Below are 24,467 nucleotides of genomic sequence, written 5' to 3' on the forward strand. Positions count from 1 at the left end.
GTGACAAACGTGGTGCCGGTCAGCCAACCGCCTAGTGCTAGGAAGGCGCAAGGGAACAATAGTATCCCTGACCAACCTACGAATACGAAGCGATCGCGCTTGAGCCAGTCGTCGAGAACGTCAAACCACCCTCTACTGGGCGCGCGTCCAACTGCGATGGTCATCGGACTAAAATCCTCTTTTTTTACTAAAATTGCAACGTTTTTAAGGCAGCACGGAGAGCCAGTGTAACTGACTGCCGTCAGGAATTAACGTTTTTTGACAGTCTCAACTGCTTTTAAGTAACTGAGATTCTGAGAGCTTGCTGACTAGTTAAGTCATTATTTCTCAGGGTTATGACATTACACGTACCATCGGCTAGTAATTTAGCTTGTGGTAACTTAATGATTCTTAACTTATCACATCATTCAGGGTTTTCGCTTAATACGCAAAAGCAAATGAGCTACGAAACACGAACCTTATAAATAATATGAATATCAGAATTTTTACAATTTGACACAACTTTTCTCAGAAATCTAAAAAAATTTAATGGAGATAGATGTAAGTAGTTAACTCATTTCAACAGGTCAAAAAGAGGCAGGGAGAGGGTAGCAGGGAATAAAAGGGGCAGAAGGGCAGGGAGAAAAAATTTTTATCAGCGATTGAGTGAAAAAATAGTACAACATTCCCTAAAAAATTATATCGGTAGCAGGAACATGGAAGGGCACAGTTGAGTTTTTGTCAACGATGTTTGGTAAAATGCGGATAGTCACTTCGCCGCCACGGCCGTTGATACACCTCCAGAAAACCTATGTGAAACCTTAGACAAGGAGAAAGAAAGTTGGCACATCTTGACTAAATACAAATAGCCTAAGTGGTTTGTCTCGTAGTACAAGTAAGCCAGCATTATCTGCGACAGTAAAATTTGTAGGGTACAAAGTGAAAAATTTCTAGTCTGCGGCAGGGTTCCCGTAGACTTCAAACATAACTCTGGGTGCCTCCTAAGCAATAGCCGGATGGGCACAGGAACCCACCACTCTATGCAAAAGCATTCAGTGTGCTTTGTATGTGACAGTTAGTATCTCACGGGCAATGGTAGTTCAATGACGATATCAACAACGATTAACAAAGGCGATCGCATCCTGCACCAAAATGTTCTCGGTTCTCGTCGGTTCAGTAACTACTGGTGGGCAACTATCGTTACCTTGGGAGCAAGCGGCTTTTTATTGGCTGGAATATCCAGTTATTTAAAAGTTAATTTACTCATAGTTTCCGATCCTACTCAACTGGAATTCGTCCCCCAAGGATTAGTAATGGGGTTATATGGTGCAGCTGGCTTGCTATTAGCTATATACCTGTGGCTAGTAATTTTATTGGATGTTGGAGGCGGTTACAACGAATTTGATCGGGAAACTGGGGCAATCAAAATCTTCCGTTGGGGGTTTCCTGGCAAAAACCGCCAAATTCAGATTGATAGCCGCATAGAAGATGTTCAATCTGTACTAATAGACGTAAAAGAAGGTCTTAACCCCCGTCGCGCCCTCTATCTACGCATTAAGGGACGGCGAGATATACCCTTAACACGGGTTGGACAACCCTTATCTTTAACAGAGCTGGAAACAGAAGGCGCAAAGTTAGCCCGCTTTTTGGGAGTATCGTTAGAAGGACTTTAAATAATTGGGCATGGGGCATGGAGCATGGGGCATTGCGGATTGGGGCTGGGGCATGGGGAGTGGGGACAAGGAGGATAAACTGCCAAAGAAGGGGGATAAACCAAGAATTTTTACAATGCCCAATGCCCAATGCCCCTCAAAACGATAAGATACTCTGGTTAAATCAGTAACAGGCAATGCGGTTAAAAATTTCACAATTTTTACTTTCTCTTGCGCTCATCAGTGCCTTGATGTTGGGAGGGTGTTCAACACAGCAAGTCACTTCTAATACGTCTTCTCCAAGCTCGACAGCTACCTCGACTACCCAGACAACTACTGAAGCAACATCTGTATCTCAAACTATAAGTGAGAGTGTTCCTGGAATTGCTAGTTTACCACGTCTTGAAGGCAAGGCTACTGTGGTAATAACGGTTAAAGGCTCGCCGATTACTATCGAAGTAGACGGCACTGATGCCCCTATTACAGCTGGCAACTTCGTAGATTTAGTGCAGAAGGGTGTGTACGATGGTTTAGCTTTCCATCGAGTTGTGCGCGAACCCCAACCGTTTGTGGTTCAAGGGGGCGATCCTCAAAGCAAAGACCCGAAAGTTCCAGCAGATAGACTGGGAACAGGTAGTTATATTGACCCAAAAACGGGAAATGCTCGTTATATACCTTTAGAAGTTAAACCCAAAGGTTCAGATACTCCAATTTACAATAAACCATTTGATGCTACTGCTCAACCCGTCGTATTGCCCCATAAACAGGGTGCAGTAGCGATGGCGCGATCGCAATCACCGGATTCAGCTTCTGCCCAGTTTTACTTTGCTTTAGCGGATCTAGCATTTTTGGATGGTAACTACGCCGTGTTTGGCAATGTCACTCAAGGCTTTGATGTAGTAAACAAAATTCAGCAAGGCGATCGCATTGACTCCGCTAAAGTCACCCAAGGTGCTGAAAACCTAAAAACGCCTGGACAGTAGGAGAAATCAATTCAAAATTCAAAATTCACGCATTCAAAATGAAGAATTGAATGTTTGAATAGCGGAAGATTCTTTACTCCTAAAATTCAGATTGGTTAAGGTTTGTGTTACTGGTATTGGTCTAGTTTCCGCTTTGGGTGGAAGCTTAGAGGATAGCTGGCGAAATTTAATCGCAGGTAAATCTAGAATTCGGTTGCATCAACCATTTCCAGAACTTACACCACTTCCTTTAGGTTTGATTGGTCAACAACCATCTGAGTTGACAATGTTAACTCGGATGGTTGTTGCTTCTGCTTTACAAGATTCTGGGTTAGTTGCACCTTTAGCTGATTGTGCTGTAGTCATTGGATCTAGTCGCTCTTATCAAGCGTCTTGGGAAATGCTGGCGCGGCAAATGTATAACGCGAAGAATTTTCCCGTGTCCTCTTTTGGAAATTGGCTAAATATATTACCTCATATCAATGCGATCGCAGCTGCAAGACAAATTGGTGCATCAGGGATAGTTTTGGCACCAATGGCAGCTTGTGCTACTGGAATTTGGTCTATTGCCCAAGCAGCTTTACTTATCCAAACTGGGCAATGTCAACAGGCGATCGCAGGTGCAGTGGAAGCACCGATTACACCCCTAATTTTAGCTGGGTTTCAGCAGATGGGTGCTTTAGCGAAAACTGGAGCTTATCCTTTTGATTTGCATCGGGAAGGCTTAGTGTTGGGTGAAGGCGCGGCTGTGTTTGTCTTAGAATCAGCAGAATTGGCAAAGCAACGTCAAGCAAAAGTGTATGGTGAAATTCTCGGTTTCGGCTTAACTAACGACGCATATCATAGTAATTCACCAGAACCTGAAGCAAAAAGTGCGATCGCTGCCATCAAACAATGTCTAGAACGTAGTTGTCTGTCACCAACCGATATCAATTACATTCATGCTCATGGCACAGCTACCCAGCTAAATGACCAGATGGAAAGTATGGTAATCCAGCGTTTGTTTCCCCAAGGCGTGGCAGTTAGTTCTACCAAGGGAAGCACAGGTCATACATTAGGAGCGTCGGGAGCATTAGGTGTAGCTTTTTCTCTCATGGCACTAAAGCATCAAATATTACCACCTTGTATAGGATTGCAGCAGCCAGAGTTTGATTTAGAAATCGTTACAGCAGCACGTCTAAGTAAAATTCGACAGGTATTATGTTTGAGTTTTGGCTTTGGGGGACAGAATGCTGCGATCGCGTTAGCAAGGTAAAAATTTGTGTGTGCTCTTTAGCTCCCTTGTCGCCTCCTCAAGTCAAAAACCTAAAACGTTCAACATCTACTTTCCTACTTGTCTTGGCTGCCAGCACAGATAACTTACGGTGCATTGATTCAGGTAAATCAACAGTTAATCTGATTGTCGGTTCTTTAGGATTGGTTTGCTGAAGCACCACCACGCACAGACTGAGCTTGCCTAATTAATTGCACAGCGTCACTGGCAGACTGTAAATCTAACTCTGTAAGCTGACAGGGAAATACTGTTAGCTGGCTTGATTGCTTATCCCTGTTTTGTCAAAGCCTACATCATCGGCAGCTAACAAGCCAATTCTGATCACAGGCAAAGCCTTTGATAGCAACTTTAGAGGAAGAGGCAATCAACGCTGCGAAGCGATGCCTAAAGTGAATGTATTAGTCCGTATACTGTTTGCACGCTTAGCAGAATATACAATATAAAACTGTAACAAAAACTACAAAATCGTTATTTTTCCAAAAAAAAGGATAAGCTTAAGTATAGATGATATCCGGTTCGTAAAGATACCGTGATTAGGAGAAAATTTTATGATTTCAAAATCCTTGTTGTTGGCGGAAACTGCTTCTCCAGCGCATATATGCCCATTTGACCAAGCCTGTAGCTACTTAGAGGCGGCAGCTAAAGAATTAGATTTAAATCAGGGTTTGCTAGAAATTCTCAGCCACCCGCGTAAGGTTGTCACGGTTTCCATTCCCGTAAAGCTAGATGATGGGGATATACAGGTTCTCGCTGGACATCGGGTACAGCACTGTGATGTCTTAGGCCCATACAAGGGCGGAATTCGTTACCATCCGGCCGTGACATTGCGCGAAGTATCCGCTTTAGCAATGCTGATGACCTGGAAATGTGCCTTATTAGGTATTCCTTACGGTGGTGGAAAGGGTGGCATTGCTATAGATCCCAAACGCTACAGTGTTGGCGAACTAGAGCGAATCAGCCGCCGTTATATCAGCGAGTTGATTAAAGATATTGGGCCTTCCGTAGATATTCCTGCGCCAGATATGGGCACTTCTGCCCGTGAGATGGCTTGGATGATGGATACTTACTCTGTGAATGTTGGTAATGCTGTACCAGGAGTTGTAACTGGAAAACCCCTTTCGATTGGTGGTTCTCTAGGGCGAGAAATGGCAACTGGACGGGGCGTAATGATTACTGTACGTGAGACGCTAGCAGATCGAGGTAAATCCTTGGCAGGAGTGCGAGTCGCTATTCAGGGTTTCGGTAACGTTGGCTGTGCCGCAGCAGAATTATTATATGAAGCAGGCGCGAAAATTATCGCGGTTTCAACTGGTGCTGGGGGAATATTCTCTGAAGTTGGTCTTGATATTCCCAAGTTGAAAGTCTACGCCGCTGAAAATCGCAAGAGTATTGTGGGTTTCCCGGAATCTGTAGCAATTAGCAATGCAGATTTATTAACTTTACCCTGTGATGTATTAATACCAGCGGCTTTGGAGAACCAAATCACTGAAGAAAATGTGAATCAGGTGCAGGCGCAGATTGTAGCAGAAGCAGCTAACGGCCCGGTTACTCTTAAGGCTAACTTGGCATTAGAGGCGCGGGGTGTGACAGTGCTACCCGATATTTTGGCAAATGCTGGCGGTGTAGTAGTCAGTTATTTAGAGTGGGTGCAGGGTCTTTCTTACGTATTTTGGGATGAGGAGCGCGTCAACCGCGAAATGGAACATTTAATGGTACAAGCATACCGCAAGGTGATTCATCAGTCGCAGGTGCGCCAAATTTCTTTAAGGTTAGCAGCTTACACACTGGGAGTAGGTAGAGTGGCTCAGGCACTGACTGACAGAGGTCTTTATCCTTAGTTTGTTTTAGTTGTTCATCAGGCAGAATAGATCGTTGGTGGCAGTAATTTTACTTGAACCGCCATTGATTTATCTGCCTTTTTTATTGAGCGATCGCTATAACATGACTAGTACAGGATGGCGGAAGTTTCCCCACCTTTAACCAGTTACTCAAAGCAACTTGTCTCACCAAGCTGATATTATTTGGTCAAGAATATTTTAAAACTACCTTATGACTCGCTAGAAGGTGTAGCAGCATGAATCAAGTCTGGTGTTTCCTCAACAGGAGGACACTCAATAGTTTGAGCCGATGTGGGACGTTGATGGCGTAGTTTACCGCCGCAGGCATCGCGAGTTTTTATCTGCACAGGTTGACCAGTTTCAATTGACTGATAAAGTGCTTGAATAATACTAACATCAATCAACCCTTCCATTCCAGATGGCTCTGGGTATTTATCTTGCAGAATACAATCAGAGAAGTAGGTAAATTCAGCTGCTAATTGGTCGTGATCCTCAAAAGTTCGCTCTTGAGTTTCACCATTAATTGTTAGGTAATGCTTCAGTTCTCCCTGCCAAGCATAAGCAGGTTCTACTCGCAAATCGCCTTGAGTACCTACAATCTGATAAGTCGAAACACTTGCCCCTCCAAAGCTACAGGTAAATGTTGCCAATCGCTCATTGGGGAAACGCAAGATGATGCTAGTCATTTCTTCCACTTCGCTAAAGCGTTCTTCTCCCTTATTGGCAGCTACAGCAAATACTTCAATTGGTTCATCTTGAAAGAGATAACGTACAGCATTAATGCAGTAGATACCAATATCATAGAGCGTGCCACCACCTGTGACATCTCGTAAACGAATATTACCTTCTTCTACTTGCTGAGTAAAAACCGAGTTGAAAATTCGTGGTTCACCAATTTGCTTTGAGCGCAAAATTTCGACTGCTTGTAAATTGGCTTCTTCTAAATGTAAGCGGTAGGCAATCATCAGCTTCACATTATTGTCATCGGCAGCTTTAATCATTGCCTCACACTCTTCTTCTGTTACTGCCATTGGCTTTTCACATAACACATGAATTGCTTGATTGGCAGCCCGCACAGTATAGTCGCAATGCAAGTGATTGAGCAGGGCAATATAAACTGCATCAACCTCGCCGCTTGCCAGACAGTCCTCATACTCCTCGTAAGAGTAAGTATGATTAATACCGTACTTTTTGCTCAGTTCTTCGCTTTTTGTGGGGTCATCTGAAACCAGTGCGACTAATTCCGAGTTTTCAGTGTGGACAAAGGAAGGTAGGGCGGCTTCTTGAGCAAACCAACCTAAACCAACAACTGCATAACGAATTTTACGCTGATCATTTGTAGCAGTCATTTTTATACCTCATAATGAATAAATAGCTTGGTAATTTTAATGCCCTAATTAACGCCATGTGCAACTTTACTCTTAAATCTAACCCCCAACCCCTTCCCTACTAAGGTTGGGGAGAAAGAATCAAAGCCTGTCGACCGTTTCTTGAATATAACCACAATCATCATGCTAAAGCTGATTAGAATAGATACTTAACTTGTGCTGACTGCAAAAAGGATCATAATCTAAATCAAAATGATAATAATTTTTTCTGAATTGCTTTTATACAAAGGGCGATGCGAGAATTGATATCTTTTTGCTCAACTTCATCGATACCCAATTTTACCTTGAGGTGTTGGATATGATTTTGAACAGCCCTGAGCGATATGTGAAGATGATGAGCGATCGCTTGGTCTGTTAAAGATTCATGACACAAAAGCCTAAGAACTTCCAACTCTTTCTCATTCAAGTGTAATTCTTGACGTAACTCTTTAGGCAGCTTCAATTCTCCATTCAGCGCACTTTCAACCCCTTCTAAAAAAGATTTGCGTCGTTCCATCTTATTCACCACCACAAACCCACCGCAGTGATGATTAATAGATGTGACAAGTTTTATCAGCCAAGTGGGTTCACTGCTATAGATGAGGATATTTAGAGAGGAATAAGCATCAAGAATTAACTCTAACAATTCTAAAGAAGATTTAGCTGACTGAGAGCCAGAAGGTGAAACAAATTGTAAATCAAGGACAATTAAATCTGGTGTCTCTATTTGTAGACGTTGTAGTGCTTCTTGAGGAGTGTTGGCGATGACACAAACAGCAGAGGAGTCGAATTTTATCAGAAAATCACAGTTATTTTGGGCTACCTCCGGGTGATCTTCTACAACGAGAAACAGTAGTGGCTTGGCTTTCATGTCTTAGGCGATGATTCCGTAAGTACGGCTGAAATTAAACGTGCGGATTGTAATCTTTGTTAGACCAAGCTTTACTAACTTATTCTCCTAAATAGGTCAAAGTTACATCAGTACAACCTGCTTTTTTATCATCGCAGTTTTTAACAGTCATTGTGCCTTTTAAGAACTGCTGAATGTAGAAGTTATTAGCCCAGTACCCACGTAAGTTAGTTACGATCACATCTCCATCAAGAATATATTTATCTTGGGAATCTCTTTTGAGTTGCATTCTTTGCTCCGCAACGTGATTTTGATTATCAACTAACACTAAAGTTGCATAATCCCCATTCATCCGCAAAAGACCAGACCATTTATTCATTTCTACATACCAAGCCCCGTAAATTTTATCAGGAGAATTATTACTAATAGACGACGGATCAGAAGTATTAGAATTGGCCTTACATAATTTAAAAGCCCGTTCAACTGACTCTGAGTTATAAAAAGTACCTATAGTCTCAATAAAACATTTTCCTGGTGCTGTAGATGTAGCTCCTTTACATACCATAGCTGCTCGTTTGGCAACTTGATCATCATAAAAAGTAGGAAGTGCTGCTTTAAAACATTGAGCTGATATGGTAGATGTAGCTCCTTGACACATCCATGCTACTAAATCAGCCGTATCCGAATTAGCAAAGGTAGGTAGTGCTTGTTGATAACATTGCTGAGGATTTGCTTGGACTGATTTAATATTTATTGTAAATAATCCTAAAAGATTAAGTAGGATTATTACCCTTAGAGATTGCCAAAAGTTCATTTAGTTTTTAAGACTTATTGAGTTAAGAAAAATGTAGTTATAGCCTAAAATCATCGTGTTATGGAAAGTGCGTAGTTTACCGCCGTAGGCATCGCCTAAAATCATCGTGTATGGAAAGTGCGATCGCTAGTTATCTTTAGAGTAGGTGCGATCGCTCAAAATCATCGTGTAATAAAAAGTGTGTAGTTTACCGCTGTAGGCATCACTCTCAGCAACCTACTAATTAATCGAATAATTCCTATGTGCGGTTGAGATTATTGCTAGTGCGATCGCCTACAATCATCGTGTAATCAAAAGTGCGTAGTTTACCGCCGCAGGCATCGCCTAAAATAATCGGGTTATCGAGAGTGCGAGCGCTTCTCCTAGATCCCCGACTTCTTGAAGAAGTCGGGGATCTGAATTCGCTCCACGAAAAGACGAAAATTAATTGTATAAATAAATACTTTTATAAATTAGGCTTTCACTTAGACAAGACAAGAGTTTCAGATTCTTTTTCGGAGATGTCTAATGGTCATAATATTGACTCCTTAATTCAATATTATGATCTTGGTATTGCTAAGCCGATAAATGACGGTTGAAGAAGCGATAAAATACGTAAATAACCCACTTTTATCACTCTCCGAAAACAAAAATCAAAAGCAATTTGCTGGGACTAGAGCGTCAGTCCAGTAGAAGTATTTGACGTAAAAATGCAAAATATGCATGTTGTTTAAATTGAGTATGTAGGCTTTCTGTTTTAATGCGATCACTAAAAACCAAACCTAAATATTTAGCTCAAAATAGGTGTTTTATGCTAATGCATATATTAAAGTTTTTGTCAATCTATATTAGTGGACTGGCTCTCTAGGTTTGTGGCTTGATTTTCTAATATTAAAAACCTTATCGTTGTGGAGTGGAAGGCAGAGTTGGATTTCCACCTGGGACAACAATTATTGTGTTGTTTCCAGGTATAGAATTGTTTTGAGGAGTGATACGACTTATTGCACAAGCATTAATCGCAGTCTCTTCGCTTGTCTGAGTGCGTTCAGCTCCCCAAGGAGTATTTGTGTAAAGCAAGGAATCAATACAATTTTTTATAGAACTAGCTTCTTCCTGAGTTGTTACTCCTTTGCAAACGCTTGCTACGGTTTGCTCGCTAAGTTTTGTTCTTTCTGCACCCCAAGGAGTACTTGTGTAGAGCAAAGAGTTAATACAACTACTTATTGGAGTATCTGCTAAAGCAATTTTACTTCCAATAACTGATGAAAATGGATAAACAACTGCACAGAATAGTAAAACAACTTTTAATCCTTTCATGGTTTATTTGTTATGTGTGTAAAAAACCTAAGTTATTGCCGTGTTATCAAGAGTGCGATTGCATGAAATTATCAAAGAATAGTATCATCAAAAGTGCGATCGCATAACATGAAAGAAGTTAGTCAATCAATAATCTACTTTTGAATAAACGGAACTGGAACCACATCTAGGTCTCCCGATTTAGTATTTTGAAAATCATACCGTCCTCCACCTGCTAACTGAAAGCAGTCAAAACGGTAGTATGGGTGAACTTACGCATTTAAATTAATCCTTCTTTAAAAGCTAACCTGTTGCTTTTACTGAGATTAGTTTTATCCACCAAAAAAGTCTACGAGTATCACCGCAGAAAACTTTGCGAAACCCCGCAAATTAATTTGCAGACTTACGAACCCATCTAAAAACCTAATTATGATAAGTGTGAGAACATCATTTATCCAGCAGCTATCAGGGTTCAGGTTCCAATTATGAAATTCCCTATACAAAGACTGCATATTATCCTCACCACAGTATCTTTGCTGTGGGAACTCGGTTTACCCGCCTTTGCTCAACAAATTTGGTCAGGAACAGGCAGAATTGTCAGTGGTGCTGGTGAAGGTGGCTTAGTTGAGTTAAAATTGGAGATTACAGACAAAAATGTGCAATTCCTTTCTGGCCCTTCAAAAAATGAACCACCATTCCAGCTAAATAACTCCACTGGTCTCAATGGAACTGTAAACATGAATGCTGGAACTTGGCAGTTTGTCCAAACAGGGAACGAGTTAGGAGTCAGCTTGTCTCAAAATAATCCCTATCGGATTATTCGCTATCGTCTCTTTCCCAAACCGTAACCAGATGTGGCGCAAAGGTTGGCAATTTAAATTTCTCAGTTTAGGAATTGGTTGCGGTGTATTTTACAATTTCATTTTCTCCCAAATTCCTTTAGTTCAGAAATTGGAGTTACAACTTCAAGATACTTTGCTGAGATTACATCACCCAAAATCTCCGCCTCAAGAAATTATTCTGGTAAAAATTCAAAGAAAGGATTTAGCAAATCAAAAGCTATCTATAGGGCGAGTTTTTTATGCAGATTTAGTTGAGCATCTTTTAGAAGCAGGTGCATCTGTCGTTGTTTTGAATCTCCGCAATGACTGGCGAGAACCATCATTTGAGTACCCAATCAAAATTACTGAGCCAATAAATAGACCTCTAAAAAATCTGGTGCAAAATCATAGCGCTCAACTTGTTTTAGTGACGCGCACCAATCCAATCTCTAATTATAAAAAAACAAACTTTTTAATTTATAATCATCTTATCCCTTTTGATGGCGAACAACTTCGACCTTTAATTCCTCCTCATACTCTTCAGGGATTTTTTGAATACGAACCAGAAGCAGAATTTCCGAGAAATTTAAGTAGCACTGCTCGACGCTCTCACTTAGTTGGTCGGTTCTTGATATCGGAAGAAAATAATCAAGTTAAAACTTTTAAATCTGCTGCTCTTTTAGCTTTAGAAAAGTTTGAACAACAAGAGCAAAAAAGCCCTCTCTCTTCACGACTTGCTAAAATTCCAACTCAGGTAGAGATTAACTTTTGGGGTAGGGGGGGAACTTTTCCTTCTTTGGAACTGACATCTATTTGTCAGCCTAGTAAAGTCAATTCTGGAAAGTTAACTTTAACAGTGATTACAGAACTTCAGCCTCTGCAAGAACCAGAATTAAACAGTGTTTGGATTGAACACCGAGAGGAAATTTACCGCTTTTTCCGCGAAGCACTGAATAATGTGATCCAACACGCCCAACCACCCCACGGTACTGCTACCCAAGTGTGTATTAGTTTAGAGCAACAGGGAGCCAAATGTATTTTAGCGATCGCCAACGATGCTTCAATTGTAGAATCTACTATCTATGGACGCAAAAAAGGTGGCTATGGTACTAAGATGATGGATGCGATCGCCTCTGAACTTTCAGATGGTGCATGGGAAATGTCAGCTTTACCTGATGGACAAGTGCAAGTTACACTGAGTTGGCATTTACCCTAAGTCAATCTAGCTAAATTAAAAAATAGTAAGAGTTCGGCTAGTCTATGGTAAAACCTAATAATCCAATCAGCAACTCAAGCTTTATACGACGAAGATTATTATCTGTGGCTGAGGACAACTATAAACCAACTTCGCACTGGACAGTTTTCTGCTGTTGATGTAGATAATTTGTTAGAAGAATTAGAAACTATCGGTAGAAGGGAGAAGCGAACAATTGAAAGTTTATAGTTAAGCTTCTTGAACATCTACTAAAACTCAAGTGTTGGAATAATGAACGAGAACGTAATCAAGGACATTGGAAGGGGGAAATCAGGACTTTTCGTAGAGAGATTAAAAAATCTCTTAAAGATAGTCCTAGCTTAAAACCTTACATTTTAGAAATATTTGATGAATGCTATCAAGATGCAAGAAAAGAAGCAAGCGATGCCTACGGCGGTAAACTACGCTCTCAACTTACCATTGACATATTCCCCTCTATACCCATTGGCTCTTTAGAACAAATCTTAGATGAAAACTGGTTTCCTGAATATAACCACAATCATCACGGTAAACCCGATTAAAATGAATACGCAACTTGGGTTTCCATAGGAGTATGCAGTGCAGCCGGACTTAATAGGCTTGGAAATTAGTAAGGGGGAACTAAGACGTTTGACTGGGTTCGATCCAGAAGACGTTTTTCGACCCTCAGTTTTGCGAGATGGCAAAAAGCGATTAGGGTTTTTTATCAATGAACTGCTAGTGACACTGGCGCTAACGCCTATAATTGTGGGCTTTATTTACGCATTTATTATTCTGCCGACAATTGGTTCTTCAATTCGACTAGGAATTCTTTTACTAATTTTAGTGCCAATGCCGATATTAGTCGGGCGATGGCTGTGGCGACAAGTAACCTGTCCTGAAGGACTGACAATACTTTTAGATGAAGTTGATAAATATCATGACCTAGTTGCTGCCATCGATATCAATGACCAATTGGCAGCATCAGGAAACGTAGAAAGCAGTATCCATGACCGAGAGAAAATAACCGCTGCCCTACAACTAATTAGAGAAGATTTAGTCCGCGCTCTGAAAACGGAACGGATTTTGCGAGATAATAAAAAATTGCTTGCTAATAACCAAGAGTTGTTTGTGAATAATTTAGCCAGTCTGCGAGCTTTACAAGTTAGTAGTCAAGCAGGCGAATATGCTCAACTGCTAAATCAATCATTGCAAATTGCAATCGATGTGCAAGCAGAAATCAGAAAATTGCAGAAAGGCTGAGTAGAGATTACCTCTGTTGATAAATTTCCCAGAAAACAATCGCCCCGTTGACTTAAATGAGCAACAAACCCAAAATAATTGTCCTGGATGATGACCCTACAGGTTCTCAAACAGTCCACAGCTGCTTGCTGCTAATGCGCTGGGATGTGGAGACTTTACGCAGCGGGTTGCAGGATGATTCGCCGATTTTCTTTGTGCTGACTAATACTAGATCGCTAACGCCAGAGTCAGCTGCATCTGTCACTAAAGAAGTTTGCCATAACCTGAAAATTGCTTTGAATGCTGAAGGAATTGACGATTTTCTGATTGTCAGCCGTTCTGATTCTACTTTGCGGGGACATTATCCCATTGAAACAGATGCGATCGCCCAAGAACTCGGCCCCTTTGATGCTCATTTTCTGGTACCAGCATTTTTTGACGGCGGACGCATCACCAGCGACAGCGTGCATTACTTGATTATTGACGGTGTACCTACCCCAGTCCATGAAACCGAATTTGCCCGTGATTCAGTCTTCAGCTACCATCACAGTTACTTACCCAAGTACGTTGAAGAAAAGACTCAAGGAGGAATTAGTGCTGAAGCAGTAGAAAGGTTTCTCCTCGCCGAGATTCGCGCTGGTAGTTTGGAACGCTTGCTAAAACTGAGTGGTAATCAGTGCGCTGTCGTCGATGGTGAAACTCAAGCTGATCTCAACCGCTTTGCAGTAGATGTATTAGCAGCCGCAACTCAAGGGAAACGCTTTTTATTTCGCAGTGCAGCAAGTATTTTGACGGCTTTAGCTGCTTTACCACCCCAACCAATTGCCGCCGAAAACATGGCGCAGTACGTGCGCCAAGGCAAACCAGGTGCAGTGATTGTTGGTTCCCATGTGAAAAAAACTACCCAGCAATTAGAGGCGCTATTGCAAGTAGAAGGAACAGTGGGAATCGAAGTGAATGTAGCGCAATTACTTGATGATGCAAATCAATCTGCGGCATTGCTAACTGAAATTCAAGAAAGTACACGAGCAGCACACAAAGCTGGCAAAACACCAGTGGTTTATACTAGCCGTCAGGAACTAAATTTTAAAGATGTCAAGACACGATTAGAGTTTGGGGAAAAAGTTTCAAGTTTATTGATGGATATTGTGCGCGGTTTACCATCTGATATAGGATTCTTAATCAGCAAGGGTGGCATTACTTCAAACGATGTCTTGAGTACTGGACTAGCTTTAACTTCAGCCCGTTTACTCGGTCAAATTTTAGCTGGTTGTTCAATGGTGTTAACGCCATCCGATCATCCTCAGTTTCCTGATTTACCTGTGGTGCTGTTTCCAGGTAACGTTGGCGATGCTGATGCCTTGGTGACAGTTTATCAGAGGTTGACCGTACCAATTTGAGATTTGAGATTAAAGAGTCTTTTGGTTAATGTCGGACAAATATCCCGCTCGCCAACACCCCTTATGAGTGACACAAATCCAAAATCTAAGTTGCGCTGTCAGCGCACCAAAGGTGCGACCTAAAATTTAAAATCTGTTGTCTTTTGGCTAGTACTGCATGACTTCTGATTCTGCGATTCCCAATCGAAAGTCAAATTCTGCACTTCCTAATGCAGAATCAAACTCTATCCTTTCTGAGATAGAGGTAAATTCTACTGTTTCTGATGTTGAGTCAGATTCTATCCTCCCAGATGCTGAATTAAAATCTGTCCTCCTTTACTTAAAATCAAATACTGTTCTTGGGGATGTAGAGTCAAATCCTGCTGACCCAGATGTAGAGTCAACAAATACTGATGCTGGATCGGATTTTATCCTGACTGACTTAAATCCCGATGAGTTAGCATTACCAGGGCATCGTGTAAATGATAATAGTCAAGTCCAGTTAAAAAGTAAGGAGGGACGACTTTTATTAATTTTGCCCTCGGAATCTCAAGTATCTGCCTCAGAACTCACTTGGTCTGATATTTGGCAACAAATAAGACAACGTTTGAGTGCAGGCGATCGCTTCCGTGTATCTAATACACCTGTGCATTTAATGGCACAAGATCGTTTGGTAGATGCCAGACAACTCCAAGAACTTGCCGAGGCTCTGAGTGAAGTCCAACTCCGGCTGATATCTGTCTCGACCAGTCGGCGGCAAACGGCGATTGCTGCCGTGACATTAGGGTATTCAGTAGAACAATTGCAGCCCGTAACTTCCCTGAATTCAGAGCCAACAGCTACAGCGATCCCCCAAGAAGATGCCCTCTATTTAGAAATGACAGTCCGCTCTGGAGTAGAAATTCGTCATCCTGGGACAGTAATTGTCTTGGGAGATTTAAATCCAGGTGGTATTGTAATTGCAGATGGAGATATTATCATCTGGGGTCGCCTACGTGGAATCGCTCATGCTGGGGCTGGAGGCAATAGTGAGTGTCTGATTATGGCCTTGCAAATGGAACCAACCCAACTGCGGATCGCAGATGCTGTAGCTAGAGCACCAGAAAAACCGCCAATGCAGTTTTTTCCAGAGGTGGCACATATTACGCCCCAAGGAATTCGTATCGCTAGGGCGACTGATTTTTCCAGAAACCAATTCACCAAGAGCAATCAAGAACCATAAATATTTATTTAAAGAATGAAGTATATAAGTAAGGATGAAATAAAACAAATATTCATGCCTCACCCACATCAGGGAGAACAGATATTTCTTCATACTTGATACCATACTTCATACTTTATACTGCAATTTACTGTTTTATATTTCCTGAACCCTCATTGACCGCATTTCTATCATGACTCGCATTATTGTGATTACCTCCGGTAAAGGAGGAGTGGGTAAAACCACAGTTTCAGCAAATTTGGGTATGGCTTTAGCCAAAATGGGGCGTCAAGTTGCTTTGGTTGATGCGGATTTTGGTCTGAGAAATTTGGATTTGCTGTTAGGGCTGGAAAACCGCATCGTTTATACTGCGGTAGAAGTCTTAGCCAGAGAGTGCCGTTTAGAACAAGCCTTGGTGAAAGATAAGCGCCAACCCAATCTCGTACTCCTGCCAGCAGCCCAAAATCGCTCCAAAGATGCAGTCACACCCGAACAGATGAAGTTATTGGTGAATGCACTAGCGCAAAAATATCAGTACGTGATCATTGATAGTCCTGCCGGGATTGAAAATGGGTTTAAAAATGCGATCGGCCCGGCCAAAGAAGCGCTAATTGTCAGCACACCAGAAATTTCCTCAGTTCGCGATGCTGATCGGGTAGTAGGGTTACTAGAAGCACAAGGTATCAAGCGTGTTCATTTAATAATTAACCGTATCAGACCCGCAATGGTGCAGGCAAATGATATGATGTCAGTGCAAGATGTTCAGGAACTTCTCGCCATTCCCCTGATCGGGGTAATCCCTGACGACGAGCGTGTTATTGTATCTACCAATCGCGGCGAACCCTTAGTGTTAGCGGAAAATCACTCTTTAGCTGCCACAGCCTTTGAGAACATTGCTCGTAGATTAGAAGGAGAAAGTGTCGAATTTCTGGAGATCGACTCGTCCCAAGACAGCATCTTCGCCCGCCTACGAAGGTTGTTGTGGACAAAGATTGTTTAACTTACTTTTCCAGTCTCCGCCCCAGACCTATTCGTAATGATTGAACTTCTAGAAAAACTTTTTTTTCGCGGCACTGATAGCAGTCGAACTCAAGTTAAACGTCGCCTGCAATTGGTGATTGCTCACGATCGCGCTGATATAGATCCTCAAACGTTGGAAAAAATGCGGAAAGAGATCCTAGATGTAGTCTGTCGCTATGTAGAAATTGAGACAGAGGGCTTGGAGTTTTCTTTAGAAAGTAACCAACGAACCACAGCTTTAATTGCAAATTTGCCCATCCGCCGGGTGAAGGGTACTATACCTGAGTGGGAAAGAGGTGACAAGTCTTTATAGGTTTAATCTTAAGTATTTGTAATCGACCACGGGACGATCGCATTTGAGGATTTGTACTCTTAGTGTCACAGTAGTAGTTAAATTTGTTTGCTCGTCTCAAAGAAAGTATTTCATGAACGGGTAAGTTTTTTCTACCTAGCACAAAAATTACACAACCCATAAATCTCATTCCACTGTCTCTGCACGGTACAGCGATCGCAAAGTACGCTCAATGAAAGCGGTGATCGCTTAGAGGACACTGGATTAACAACAATCTCCTGAGCCATCCTTCCATTTTTCAATAGCTTTAAAATCTGTAGTGCTTATGGAGCCTAGCTTAGAGCTTTTTTTTGTGCTATTCGACCTATATTTAGATATTGACGTTATATAGAATTTTTCTGTATAACACAAAAAGGAATACCTGTAATTGTGACATACTGCCATCGACAAGATATTTAGACGAAATTTTCCGTCTAATAAATAACCCAAGTTGCTAGTTATCAAAAAGCGGCTGAATTTAAGTATAAGTTTGGATTTTTTAGTATTTACCAATACTTTAAAATGTGCTTTTTGTATCATATAAATACCGTTTACAACCTCTAACTAGCAACTTACGTTAAATAGTTAAACACTCTTAAAAACCATGCTAAAAGGGTGTAATACTGAGCCTGATCTCCTCTTAAATTCGATTAGCCAGTGCTTAACAATCTACAGAACCTTCAGAGCAGATCACGATCTTAATGATCGATAGATAAAGCACTCACAATAATGCATAACAGGATAGTTACCGAGAACCAACTCGATGAATGGGTACGTGGCAACGCTCGTGACGCGCAGGGTTTGATTGTTGAGCTTGTCTATCGACTAGTTGCAGCCTCATCTCCAAATCCCAAAGAGCGACGTTTTCCGCTCGGCGACAGTATCGGACAACCTGGACCGGATGGAGTCTTAAATACAGATTTCGACTTTGACCCATTTGTGCCGGAGGGGAGATCCTTCTGGGAAATCGGCACTGGTGTTGATGCTAGAGCGAAAGCAACACGTGATTACAACGATCTAACAGCTGCAATACCTAATGAGATCAAATATGAATCCACATTTGTCTTCGTCACTCCTTTATCTAGCAGAAGGGACTGGCAGTATACGTGGAAAGAAGAGGCGCAAGCTAAGTGGCTGGAAGATCGTCGCCAGCACAGCGACTGGCGAGAGGTTCGTGTTATAGACGGAACTAGAATAATCGACTGGCTACATCATTTTCTTTCTGTTGAACTATGGCTTGCTGACGCAATAAAACTTCCAGCACAGCAAATGCAGACTCCGGAGCAGCACTGGGCTGATCTGAGAACCATTGGCGATCCGCCACCATTTATGCCAGACGTTTTTCTTGCAAATCGTGAGGCGGCATGTACCAAGCTCAAAGAGGTTTTCTCCAGGACAACGCTTCAGCTGAAGCTGGATACTCGTTTTCCTAACCAAGTAGCAGACTTTGTTGCTGCCTATGTGGCGGACATGGAAGATGATGCCAAAGTTGATGCTGTCGGTTGCTGTCTTGTTGTATCGGGTACTGACGGATGGAACGCGATAACGTCCCTTCGAGACGCACACGTACTGATAGCAAACTTCGACCTGGATGAGGCTGACTCCATAGGAACGAAACTTCTCGAAAAAGCTCGTAGGGCTGGTCATGCAGTCATATTTGGGGGAATGCCCGGTGGTATCCCCCACCCAAATCGAGTTTCTATCCCAAACCCAAAAAGCTATCAAATCGAGGAGGCTTTAAAGAAAGCTGGCTATAACGCAGAACGTGCCTGCGTTCTTGCACAAAAGAGTGGTGGCAACTTGAATTCCTTGCTCAGGTGTCTTCAAAACCTTTCCCTGATGCCGGAGTGGGCACAGCAAACAGATGCAGCGGAACTTGCAATTGCAGAGCTTCTGGGTGCATGGAGTGAACACTCTGAAGTGGACAAAACAGTTGCGGAGGAATTGTCGGGAAACTCCTACAGGGAGTGGATCGGAAAAATGCGTGAAATCACGTTTCGTCCGGGCACTCCCCTGATTCAACGGGATGGTGTCTGGAAGGTCGTTGCCCGATATGAAGGGTGGTACGCCCTTGGTCCGAGAATATTTGACGAGCATCTGGCTAGGTTAAAAGACTTAGCAGTCAAGGTTTTGTGCGAACGAGATCCAAAGTTTGAATTACCCTTAAATGAACGATATGCAGCAAATATTCACGGTAAAGTTCTAGCCCATTCAAATTCGTTGCGAAACGGTTTAGCAGAGGGCTTGGCTCTTCTTGGAAGCCATTCAAGAGCGCTGACATCATGTTCTTTCGGCAAAGCTGAGATGATCGCTCGTCTGACCGTGCGGGAGATCCTAGCTAATGCAGACTGGGTTCTTTGGGCCAGCTTAAATCACCTATTACCATTGCTAGCTGAGGCCGCACCTGGAGAGTTTCTTGATGCTGTTGAAAACGCCTTGAGTAATGATACGTGTCCTTTTGATATGATCTTTGCACAAGAGGTATCTGGAATTACTGGTGGCATCTATATAACTGGCTTACTTTGGGCACTGGAAACACTAGCTTGGGATGCTGCGTATTTAACCCGTGTAGTCGTAATCCTTGGAGAATTAACCGCGAGAGATCCTGGCGGAAATTGGGCTAATCGACCAGCTAATTCTTTTACAACAATTCTCTTGCCTTGGTTTCCGCAAACTTGTGCTTCTGTAGCAAAGAGACAGTCTGCTGTTGCAACACTGCTAAATGAGAACCCGGAAGTTGCTTGGAAAGTGTTGTTAACTGTTCTTCCCAGTCCACACCAGTCGTCTACGGGGTCGCGTAAGCCAGCATGGAGGGAGATTATTCCTGATGATTGGTCGGAGGGTGCAACACGCCAAGAGTACTGGGAGCAGATCACTGTCTACACAGAGTTGGCGGTTTATGCAGCAAAACAAGACCTCTCGAAACTTGCTGAGATCATTGACCGGATAGATGATCTTCCGCCCTCTGCGCGTGATCAACTTCTCACTCACTTACGTTCAGACATAATCATTTCGCTGCCACAAGCAGATAGGTTGCGCTTGTGGACTAAACTTGTCGATTTGGTTTCAAAGCACCGAAAGTTTACGGATGCCAAATGGGCTATGAAACCAGAGGTCGTGAATGAGATCGCTGCGATTGCCGAAAGCCTAGAACCTAAAACTCCAATTTATCGTCACCAACGACTTTTTAGTGAGCGTGATTCTAATCTATTTGAGGAAAAGCGCAACTATGAGGAGCAACTTAGGAAACTTGAAGACCGACGGCAACAGGCCGTTGAAGAAGTTTTTGCATCTGGTGGACTGGACGCAGTTCTGGAATTTGCCAAATCAGTACAAACGCCTTGGCGCGTAGGTGTTGCTTTTGGTGTAATTGTAGAAAATGACGCTGAAGAAAAGACGCTTCCGGCATTGTTGGAATCGGAAACCAAGTCTCTTGCTCAGTTCGCGGCTGGCTTTATCTGGGGAAAATTTCGTGGAGACAGATGGCAATGGGTTGATGAGATCGACACTTCCCATTGGACACCCTCGCAAATAGGGCAGTTCTTAGCTTTTCTTCCATTTGTCCCTGATACTTGGAAGCGTTCGGCGCGACTTTTGGGAGAAGATGAGTCCCCGTATTGGTTGAAAACTAATGCAAATCCATATGAAGTTGAAGCAGGTCTTGAACTAGCTGTTAATCGCTTGGTTCAATATGACCGACCGCATGAAGCGATTAAATGTCTTGAGAGAATACTGCACGACAAGAGTCCTCTGAATAGTCAACAAGCTGTCACTGTGCTTCAAGCAGTACTTCATTCACCAGAGAATGTTCGTGCTATGGATGTACATGCTATTATCGAAGTTATAAAGGCGTTGCAAGATGATCCAAAGACAAATCCCGATGACCTTTTCAAAGTTGAATGGGCGTTTTTACCTCTTCTTAATCGACATAATGATGCGTCCCCTAGTCTGCTAGAGCAACGGTTATCCGACGATCCTGATTTCTTTTGCGAGATCATTCGCACTGTGTTTCGGTCGAAGAAGGAGGAAGAACCTCCTGAAGAACCCACGGAGAAACAGAAGAACATTGCAACAAATGCCTACCATCTGCTTCAAAAATGGAGGATGCCTCCCGGTAGCCAGAAAGATGGGACGTATAACGGTGAAGCACTCACTGCCTGGTTGGAGAAGGTCAAATCTGACTGTGCGGAGTCTGGTCATTTGGAAATTGCGCTTTTAATGATTGGTCATGTTCTCATTCACACTCCCCCTGATCCTGATGGACTCTGGTTACATCATGCAGCAGCAAGGGCGCTGAATGCCAAAGATGCCAATGATATGCGGAACGGATTTACAACTGAGCTATTTAACTCACGTGGTGTTCATTGGGTAGATCCAAAGGGCCGAGAAGAACGAGAGTTAGCTGAAAAGTATCGCGCACAAGCTGAAAAAGTTGAGTCTCATGGCTATTATCGTTTAGCTAATTCTCTTAGAGAGTTGGCAGATTCATATGAGCGTGATGCTGAACGGGAGGCATCTAGAGATTCCTTTGATGGTTAAAGAGTATTTACAACAGTTTTCTTTTACATGAGGTACAAAGTCACTGGTTTTGAGGCAGGAGGCAGAAGGCAGGAGGGAGAAGAATCATTTGATTTGTGAATCCTTGGTTATGTACCTCATTTAGTTGCAAACTGCTGTAGTAGCGAATGGCACTAAGTTTAGTTATTTGTTAAAAAAGTACTAAAAATTACCAATGATTACTCTTTTTTGCCTTAGCCTTGTCAGCTTTTCTTAGTGCAATTTGGATCATACAGCTATTAATATTTCTCCTATTAAAAAAATCTCCCGTTGTCGTCACTACTGACAACGGGAATATGTAGGATTTTTTATAATCAATCTATCGATAAGCAACTTGTGGGCCTGCCCAAATTTCTGTCACCTTTTTACCAAAAGTAATCGGTCGATCGCTATCTGTTGCAGTGATAGTCTTACCATCATTAGCAACTTGCATTAATGGCCAGTTTTCCTCGCCTAATTCCCCTGCGCGGAATAACACGCGATCCGGTTGCCTTTTACTCCAACCTAACAATACAGCAACTTTTTCATGTTCTTCGTCACTAACAGGAGCAACTGTATTAGCGTGATTTTTTTGCCGATCCCAAATCACTGCACTATCCGTAGAATCACCCGTGTTAAATATACCATCAAACTTGCGGGCTAAGAAGCGATCGCCTTTTTCTGACCAGCTAACTGGAACTAATACCCCAATCTTACCGCTCGTATCAGTTTCTTCTGAAGACTCCGCTTTTAGTGCCTTTACCTTTAATAAAGGATCGTTAACTGGAGTTGTTGAAGCCATCACCCACAATTTCTTAGTGTGCATATCTTGGACAAACAGAACGCTGGTGACACGGCTGTTGTACATTTGGGGTTTCACTTCCAGTTGCACCCGGCTATAAACAGCATATTTACCATCTGGAGAAATCACTGGTACGCTGCGATAGTGACGCACTCCAGAACCACCATTAGAAGCAATCGCTTCTTGAGTTGCTGTAATCCATTTCCAAGGAATCGGATGAGGACTACCGATGGGATCTATTTGTTCTGCTTGGGACTCATCAACTGGTTCCACAACAGGTATTTCCGTCGTTGTAGTTGATTGAGATTCTCTAATAGCTGGTGCTACTTGAGTTGCTGTCAATGATTCAGTAAAAGACTTTTCTCTAGAGAGATAATTTTCTTGTTCTTTTAAAGACTTGACATTAGCAGCTTTAAGTTTTCGGATTAAATTAAGTTGACTAACACGAACATCTGTTGATGGTGCGAGTTCAACTGCTGCTAAAGAATCGGGAACAGTTACATCGCTTAAATCTAAATCGCTGCTTGACAGATAATTATCTACTTGAGTCGAAGACTCAACTTTATCCGCTGGTAATACTTGCGGTTCCTGAACAGCAGTACTTTGTGTTGGCACAGAGTCAAATTCTTTTGTTGTCGATTCGATTTGATCTGTTTTTAATGTTTCAGCTATCTCAGGTTCTCCAACTACGGCTACTTCCTTTGATCCAGAGTCAGATTCTCCAGCTATCGAAGTTAGTTTATGTACTTCGGATCTTACTGGGATCGAGTGAGCCGATGCTGCTAATAAAGGTGCAAGCAGTATCACAGCGACAACATAATTGAGAAATGGTTGTGTGCGGAACCATCCCGATAGCAAAAGGGGTTTAAGCATTTGTAGACTCTCTAGAGGGGGCAATTGCTATGTGAGAAGCAATACATTAGCAGCAATGGGGCAGTTGGTAGTTATATGTATAACAAGAAACTAAAACTAATGACGAGATAATATCTTTAAAGTTTGCAGAGTTTTACAAAATTAAGTATCATTGTCTACACCTTTTCTAACTGAGGTACTGAATATTTTTTGGCAAAAATATGCGAGTATAGTAAATATGCTGAGAACTCAGTAATTACTACACGATATATAATGTCGCTATACTCGACTACACCAAAAATAACTCTTAGTTAAGAAATATTTCAGGTATAGTTTGAGGAATCAGGCTGGCAAACAAGAGTGAGATAACTTAGTTATCGGGGATCGTACTAGCGATCACTAGTACACAGCAAATAAGCTAGGTTAGACACTAAATATAACAGCGCAAACCCTCATGATAGTAAACGTGAGGCGTTAATTAAAAACCTGGGAAAGCGGACGCATAATACATCATACTCAGAAAATATTGCTATCAGCAACCCAAAGTTATAAATTGCTATCTAAACTAAAAATATAGCTAGAAGACGCAATATTTTTTCGGAAATTTAACTACATTTAAAGCTAATTTCGGGAAGACGATCAGGAACACAACAAAATTCACTCGGTAGATGCTCTAGCGACTCGCAACGAAAAACCACTAAGTGATTAGGTTCACTAGAGGCAGATGCGGCTGATATTTAGCTATTACACTTGTTAACTTAACAATTAAGTTAATCAAGCAGCCTTTGGTTTCATGAATACGAAAATATTGTACCACCAAACAGCCAATATTATTTACAGCGAACAACTGTATTTTGCAACTGTGTCCAGAATACAGGAGCCTGCTATGCCAATTTGAAAAAAGAATGTGACAGATACAACAGATACATACGGATATACCTTTGTTCTGTCTGGCTTTCTTAATTTTGAATTTTGTTAGCGCAGCGTTAGCGAGTCCGCGAGCGTCATTTTGAATTTTGAATTGGTATTAGATGCTGGCTTAGTGCATTCTCTTTCAACA

19 protein-coding genes and 1 pseudogene are annotated in these 24,467 nt (G+C 42.1%); 14 read left to right on the forward strand and 6 right to left on the reverse strand.

Annotation, left to right across the window (positions count from 1 at the left end; genetic code table 11):
* Window positions 1–164, reverse strand: a pseudogene (locus V7K56_RS25885) (photosystem II D2 protein (photosystem q(a) protein)); the annotation flags it as partial.
* A 918-nt stretch (window positions 165–1,082) separates the two neighbouring features.
* Here V7K56_RS25885 and V7K56_RS25890 point away from each other — a divergent pair.
* The 4 genes from V7K56_RS25890 (at window position 1,083) to V7K56_RS25905 (ending at window position 5,704) form a co-directional block, all read left to right on the forward strand.
* Window positions 1,083–1,652 (forward strand): photosystem I assembly protein Ycf4, encoded by a 570-nt coding sequence (locus V7K56_RS25890; protein WP_334914993.1) that lies wholly within the window; start codon window positions 1,083–1,085, stop codon window positions 1,650–1,652.
* Between the two features lie 176 nt (window positions 1,653–1,828).
* The gene (locus V7K56_RS25895; RefSeq protein WP_334914995.1) at window positions 1,829–2,614 is read left to right on the forward strand and encodes a peptidylprolyl isomerase; all 786 of its coding nucleotides are present in this window, start codon (window positions 1,829–1,831) and stop codon (window positions 2,612–2,614) included.
* 91 nt (window positions 2,615–2,705) lie between these two features.
* Window positions 2,706–3,848 (forward strand): beta-ketoacyl-ACP synthase, encoded by a 1,143-nt coding sequence (locus V7K56_RS25900; RefSeq protein WP_334914997.1) that lies wholly within the window; start codon window positions 2,706–2,708, stop codon window positions 3,846–3,848.
* A gap of 566 nt (window positions 3,849–4,414) precedes the next feature.
* Window positions 4,415–5,704: a Glu/Leu/Phe/Val family dehydrogenase gene (locus V7K56_RS25905; RefSeq protein ID WP_334914999.1), complete on the forward strand. Its 1,290-nt coding sequence runs from the start codon at window positions 4,415–4,417 to the stop codon at window positions 5,702–5,704.
* Window positions 5,705–5,913: 209 nt separating this feature from the next.
* Here the strand turns inward: V7K56_RS25905 and V7K56_RS25910 are convergent, their stop codons facing one another.
* The 4 genes from V7K56_RS25910 to V7K56_RS25925 form a co-directional block, all read right to left on the reverse strand.
* On the reverse strand, window positions 5,914–7,053 hold the full coding sequence (locus tag V7K56_RS25910) for a Gfo/Idh/MocA family oxidoreductase (RefSeq protein ID WP_334915001.1): 1,140 nt from the start codon (window positions 7,051–7,053) through the stop codon (window positions 5,914–5,916).
* 226 nt (window positions 7,054–7,279) lie between these two features.
* The gene (locus V7K56_RS25915) at window positions 7,280–7,942 is read right to left on the reverse strand and encodes a response regulator transcription factor (protein ID WP_334915003.1); all 663 of its coding nucleotides are present in this window, start codon (window positions 7,940–7,942) and stop codon (window positions 7,280–7,282) included.
* Window positions 7,943–8,021: 79 nt separating this feature from the next.
* On the reverse strand, window positions 8,022–8,735 hold the full coding sequence (locus V7K56_RS25920) for a hypothetical protein (protein ID WP_334915005.1): 714 nt from the start codon (window positions 8,733–8,735) through the stop codon (window positions 8,022–8,024).
* Between the two features lie 879 nt (window positions 8,736–9,614).
* Entirely contained in the window at window positions 9,615–10,031 is a 417-nt protein-coding gene (locus tag V7K56_RS25925) for a hypothetical protein (protein WP_334915007.1), read from the reverse strand.
* A gap of 464 nt (window positions 10,032–10,495) precedes the next feature.
* Here V7K56_RS25925 and V7K56_RS25930 point away from each other — a divergent pair, with 464 nt between their 5' ends.
* The 10 genes from V7K56_RS25930 to V7K56_RS25970 all read left to right on the forward strand — a co-directional run bounded on the left by V7K56_RS25930 (window position 10,496) and on the right by V7K56_RS25970 (window position 21,756).
* Window positions 10,496–10,858, forward strand: a complete 363-nt coding sequence (locus V7K56_RS25930) for a hypothetical protein (protein WP_334915009.1) — start codon at window positions 10,496–10,498, stop codon at window positions 10,856–10,858.
* Between the two features lie 4 nt (window positions 10,859–10,862).
* A complete protein-coding gene (locus V7K56_RS25935) occupies window positions 10,863–12,047 on the forward strand; it encodes a CHASE2 domain-containing protein (protein ID WP_334915011.1) in 1,185 nt (394 codons plus the stop codon).
* 120 nt (window positions 12,048–12,167) lie between these two features.
* Window positions 12,168–12,275: a DUF29 family protein gene (locus V7K56_RS37240; protein WP_442940186.1), complete on the forward strand. Its 108-nt coding sequence runs from the start codon at window positions 12,168–12,170 to the stop codon at window positions 12,273–12,275.
* Complete coding sequence (locus V7K56_RS25940) at window positions 12,272–12,607, forward strand: DUF29 domain-containing protein (RefSeq protein ID WP_442940187.1); 336 nt, start codon at window positions 12,272–12,274, stop codon at window positions 12,605–12,607. The genes V7K56_RS37240 and V7K56_RS25940 overlap by 4 nt, the downstream gene beginning before the upstream one ends.
* A 37-nt stretch (window positions 12,608–12,644) precedes the next feature.
* Window positions 12,645–13,307, forward strand: coding sequence for a hypothetical protein (locus tag V7K56_RS25945; protein ID WP_334915013.1), 663 nt, complete (start codon window positions 12,645–12,647; stop codon window positions 13,305–13,307).
* A gap of 56 nt (window positions 13,308–13,363) precedes the next feature.
* A complete protein-coding gene (locus V7K56_RS25950) occupies window positions 13,364–14,686 on the forward strand; it encodes a four-carbon acid sugar kinase family protein (protein ID WP_334915015.1) in 1,323 nt (440 codons plus the stop codon).
* Between the two features lie 157 nt (window positions 14,687–14,843).
* A complete protein-coding gene (minC, locus tag V7K56_RS25955; protein ID WP_334915017.1) occupies window positions 14,844–15,887 on the forward strand; it encodes a septum site-determining protein MinC in 1,044 nt (347 codons plus the stop codon).
* A 172-nt stretch (window positions 15,888–16,059) separates the two neighbouring features.
* The gene (minD, locus tag V7K56_RS25960; protein WP_292871659.1) at window positions 16,060–16,866 is read left to right on the forward strand and encodes a septum site-determining protein MinD; all 807 of its coding nucleotides are present in this window, start codon (window positions 16,060–16,062) and stop codon (window positions 16,864–16,866) included.
* A 36-nt stretch (window positions 16,867–16,902) separates the two neighbouring features.
* On the forward strand, window positions 16,903–17,199 hold the full coding sequence (gene minE / locus V7K56_RS25965) for a cell division topological specificity factor MinE (RefSeq protein WP_334915021.1): 297 nt from the start codon (window positions 16,903–16,905) through the stop codon (window positions 17,197–17,199).
* A gap of 747 nt (window positions 17,200–17,946) precedes the next feature.
* Window positions 17,947–21,756: a hypothetical protein gene (locus V7K56_RS25970; RefSeq protein WP_334915023.1), complete on the forward strand. Its 3,810-nt coding sequence runs from the start codon at window positions 17,947–17,949 to the stop codon at window positions 21,754–21,756.
* Between the two features lie 337 nt (window positions 21,757–22,093).
* On the opposite strand, the gene V7K56_RS25975 is transcribed toward V7K56_RS25970, so the two are convergent.
* A complete protein-coding gene (locus V7K56_RS25975; RefSeq protein WP_334915025.1) occupies window positions 22,094–23,428 on the reverse strand; it encodes a hypothetical protein in 1,335 nt (444 codons plus the stop codon).
* Between the last annotated feature and the right edge of the window lie 1,039 nt (window positions 23,429–24,467).

The sequence above is a fragment of the Nostoc sp. genome (assembly GCF_036917535.1).
Taxonomy (GTDB): domain Bacteria; phylum Cyanobacteriota; class Cyanobacteriia; order Cyanobacteriales; family Nostocaceae; genus Nostoc.

What these genes read in the sequence shown, in the direction of transcription:
- V7K56_RS25950 (WP_334915015.1), top strand. Translation starts at nt 13,364, where the DNA reads ATGAGCAACAAACCCAAAATAATTGTCCTGGATGATGACCCTACAGGT.
- minD (WP_292871659.1), top strand. Translation starts at nt 16,060, where the DNA reads ATGACTCGCATTATTGTGATTACCTCCGGTAAAGGAGGAGTGGGTAAA.
- minE (WP_334915021.1), top strand. Translation starts at nt 16,903, where the DNA reads ATGATTGAACTTCTAGAAAAACTTTTTTTTCGCGGCACTGATAGCAGT.
- V7K56_RS25910 (WP_334915001.1), bottom strand. Translation starts at nt 7,053, where the DNA reads ATGACTGCTACAAATGATCAGCGTAAAATTCGTTATGCAGTTGTTGGT.
- V7K56_RS25930 (WP_334915009.1), top strand. Translation starts at nt 10,496, where the DNA reads ATGAAATTCCCTATACAAAGACTGCATATTATCCTCACCACAGTATCT.
- V7K56_RS25905 (WP_334914999.1), top strand. Translation starts at nt 4,415, where the DNA reads ATGATTTCAAAATCCTTGTTGTTGGCGGAAACTGCTTCTCCAGCGCAT.
- V7K56_RS25895 (WP_334914995.1), top strand. Translation starts at nt 1,829, where the DNA reads ATGCGGTTAAAAATTTCACAATTTTTACTTTCTCTTGCGCTCATCAGT.
- minC (WP_334915017.1), top strand. Translation starts at nt 14,844, where the DNA reads ATGACTTCTGATTCTGCGATTCCCAATCGAAAGTCAAATTCTGCACTT.
- V7K56_RS25970 (WP_334915023.1), top strand. Translation starts at nt 17,947, where the DNA reads ATGCATAACAGGATAGTTACCGAGAACCAACTCGATGAATGGGTACGT.
- V7K56_RS25890 (WP_334914993.1), top strand. Translation starts at nt 1,083, where the DNA reads ATGACGATATCAACAACGATTAACAAAGGCGATCGCATCCTGCACCAA.
- V7K56_RS25975 (WP_334915025.1), bottom strand. Translation starts at nt 23,428, where the DNA reads ATGCTTAAACCCCTTTTGCTATCGGGATGGTTCCGCACACAACCATTT.
- V7K56_RS25925 (WP_334915007.1), bottom strand. Translation starts at nt 10,031, where the DNA reads ATGAAAGGATTAAAAGTTGTTTTACTATTCTGTGCAGTTGTTTATCCA.
- V7K56_RS25920 (WP_334915005.1), bottom strand. Translation starts at nt 8,735, where the DNA reads ATGAACTTTTGGCAATCTCTAAGGGTAATAATCCTACTTAATCTTTTA.
- V7K56_RS25935 (WP_334915011.1), top strand. Translation starts at nt 10,863, where the DNA reads ATGTGGCGCAAAGGTTGGCAATTTAAATTTCTCAGTTTAGGAATTGGT.
- V7K56_RS25915 (WP_334915003.1), bottom strand. Translation starts at nt 7,942, where the DNA reads ATGAAAGCCAAGCCACTACTGTTTCTCGTTGTAGAAGATCACCCGGAG.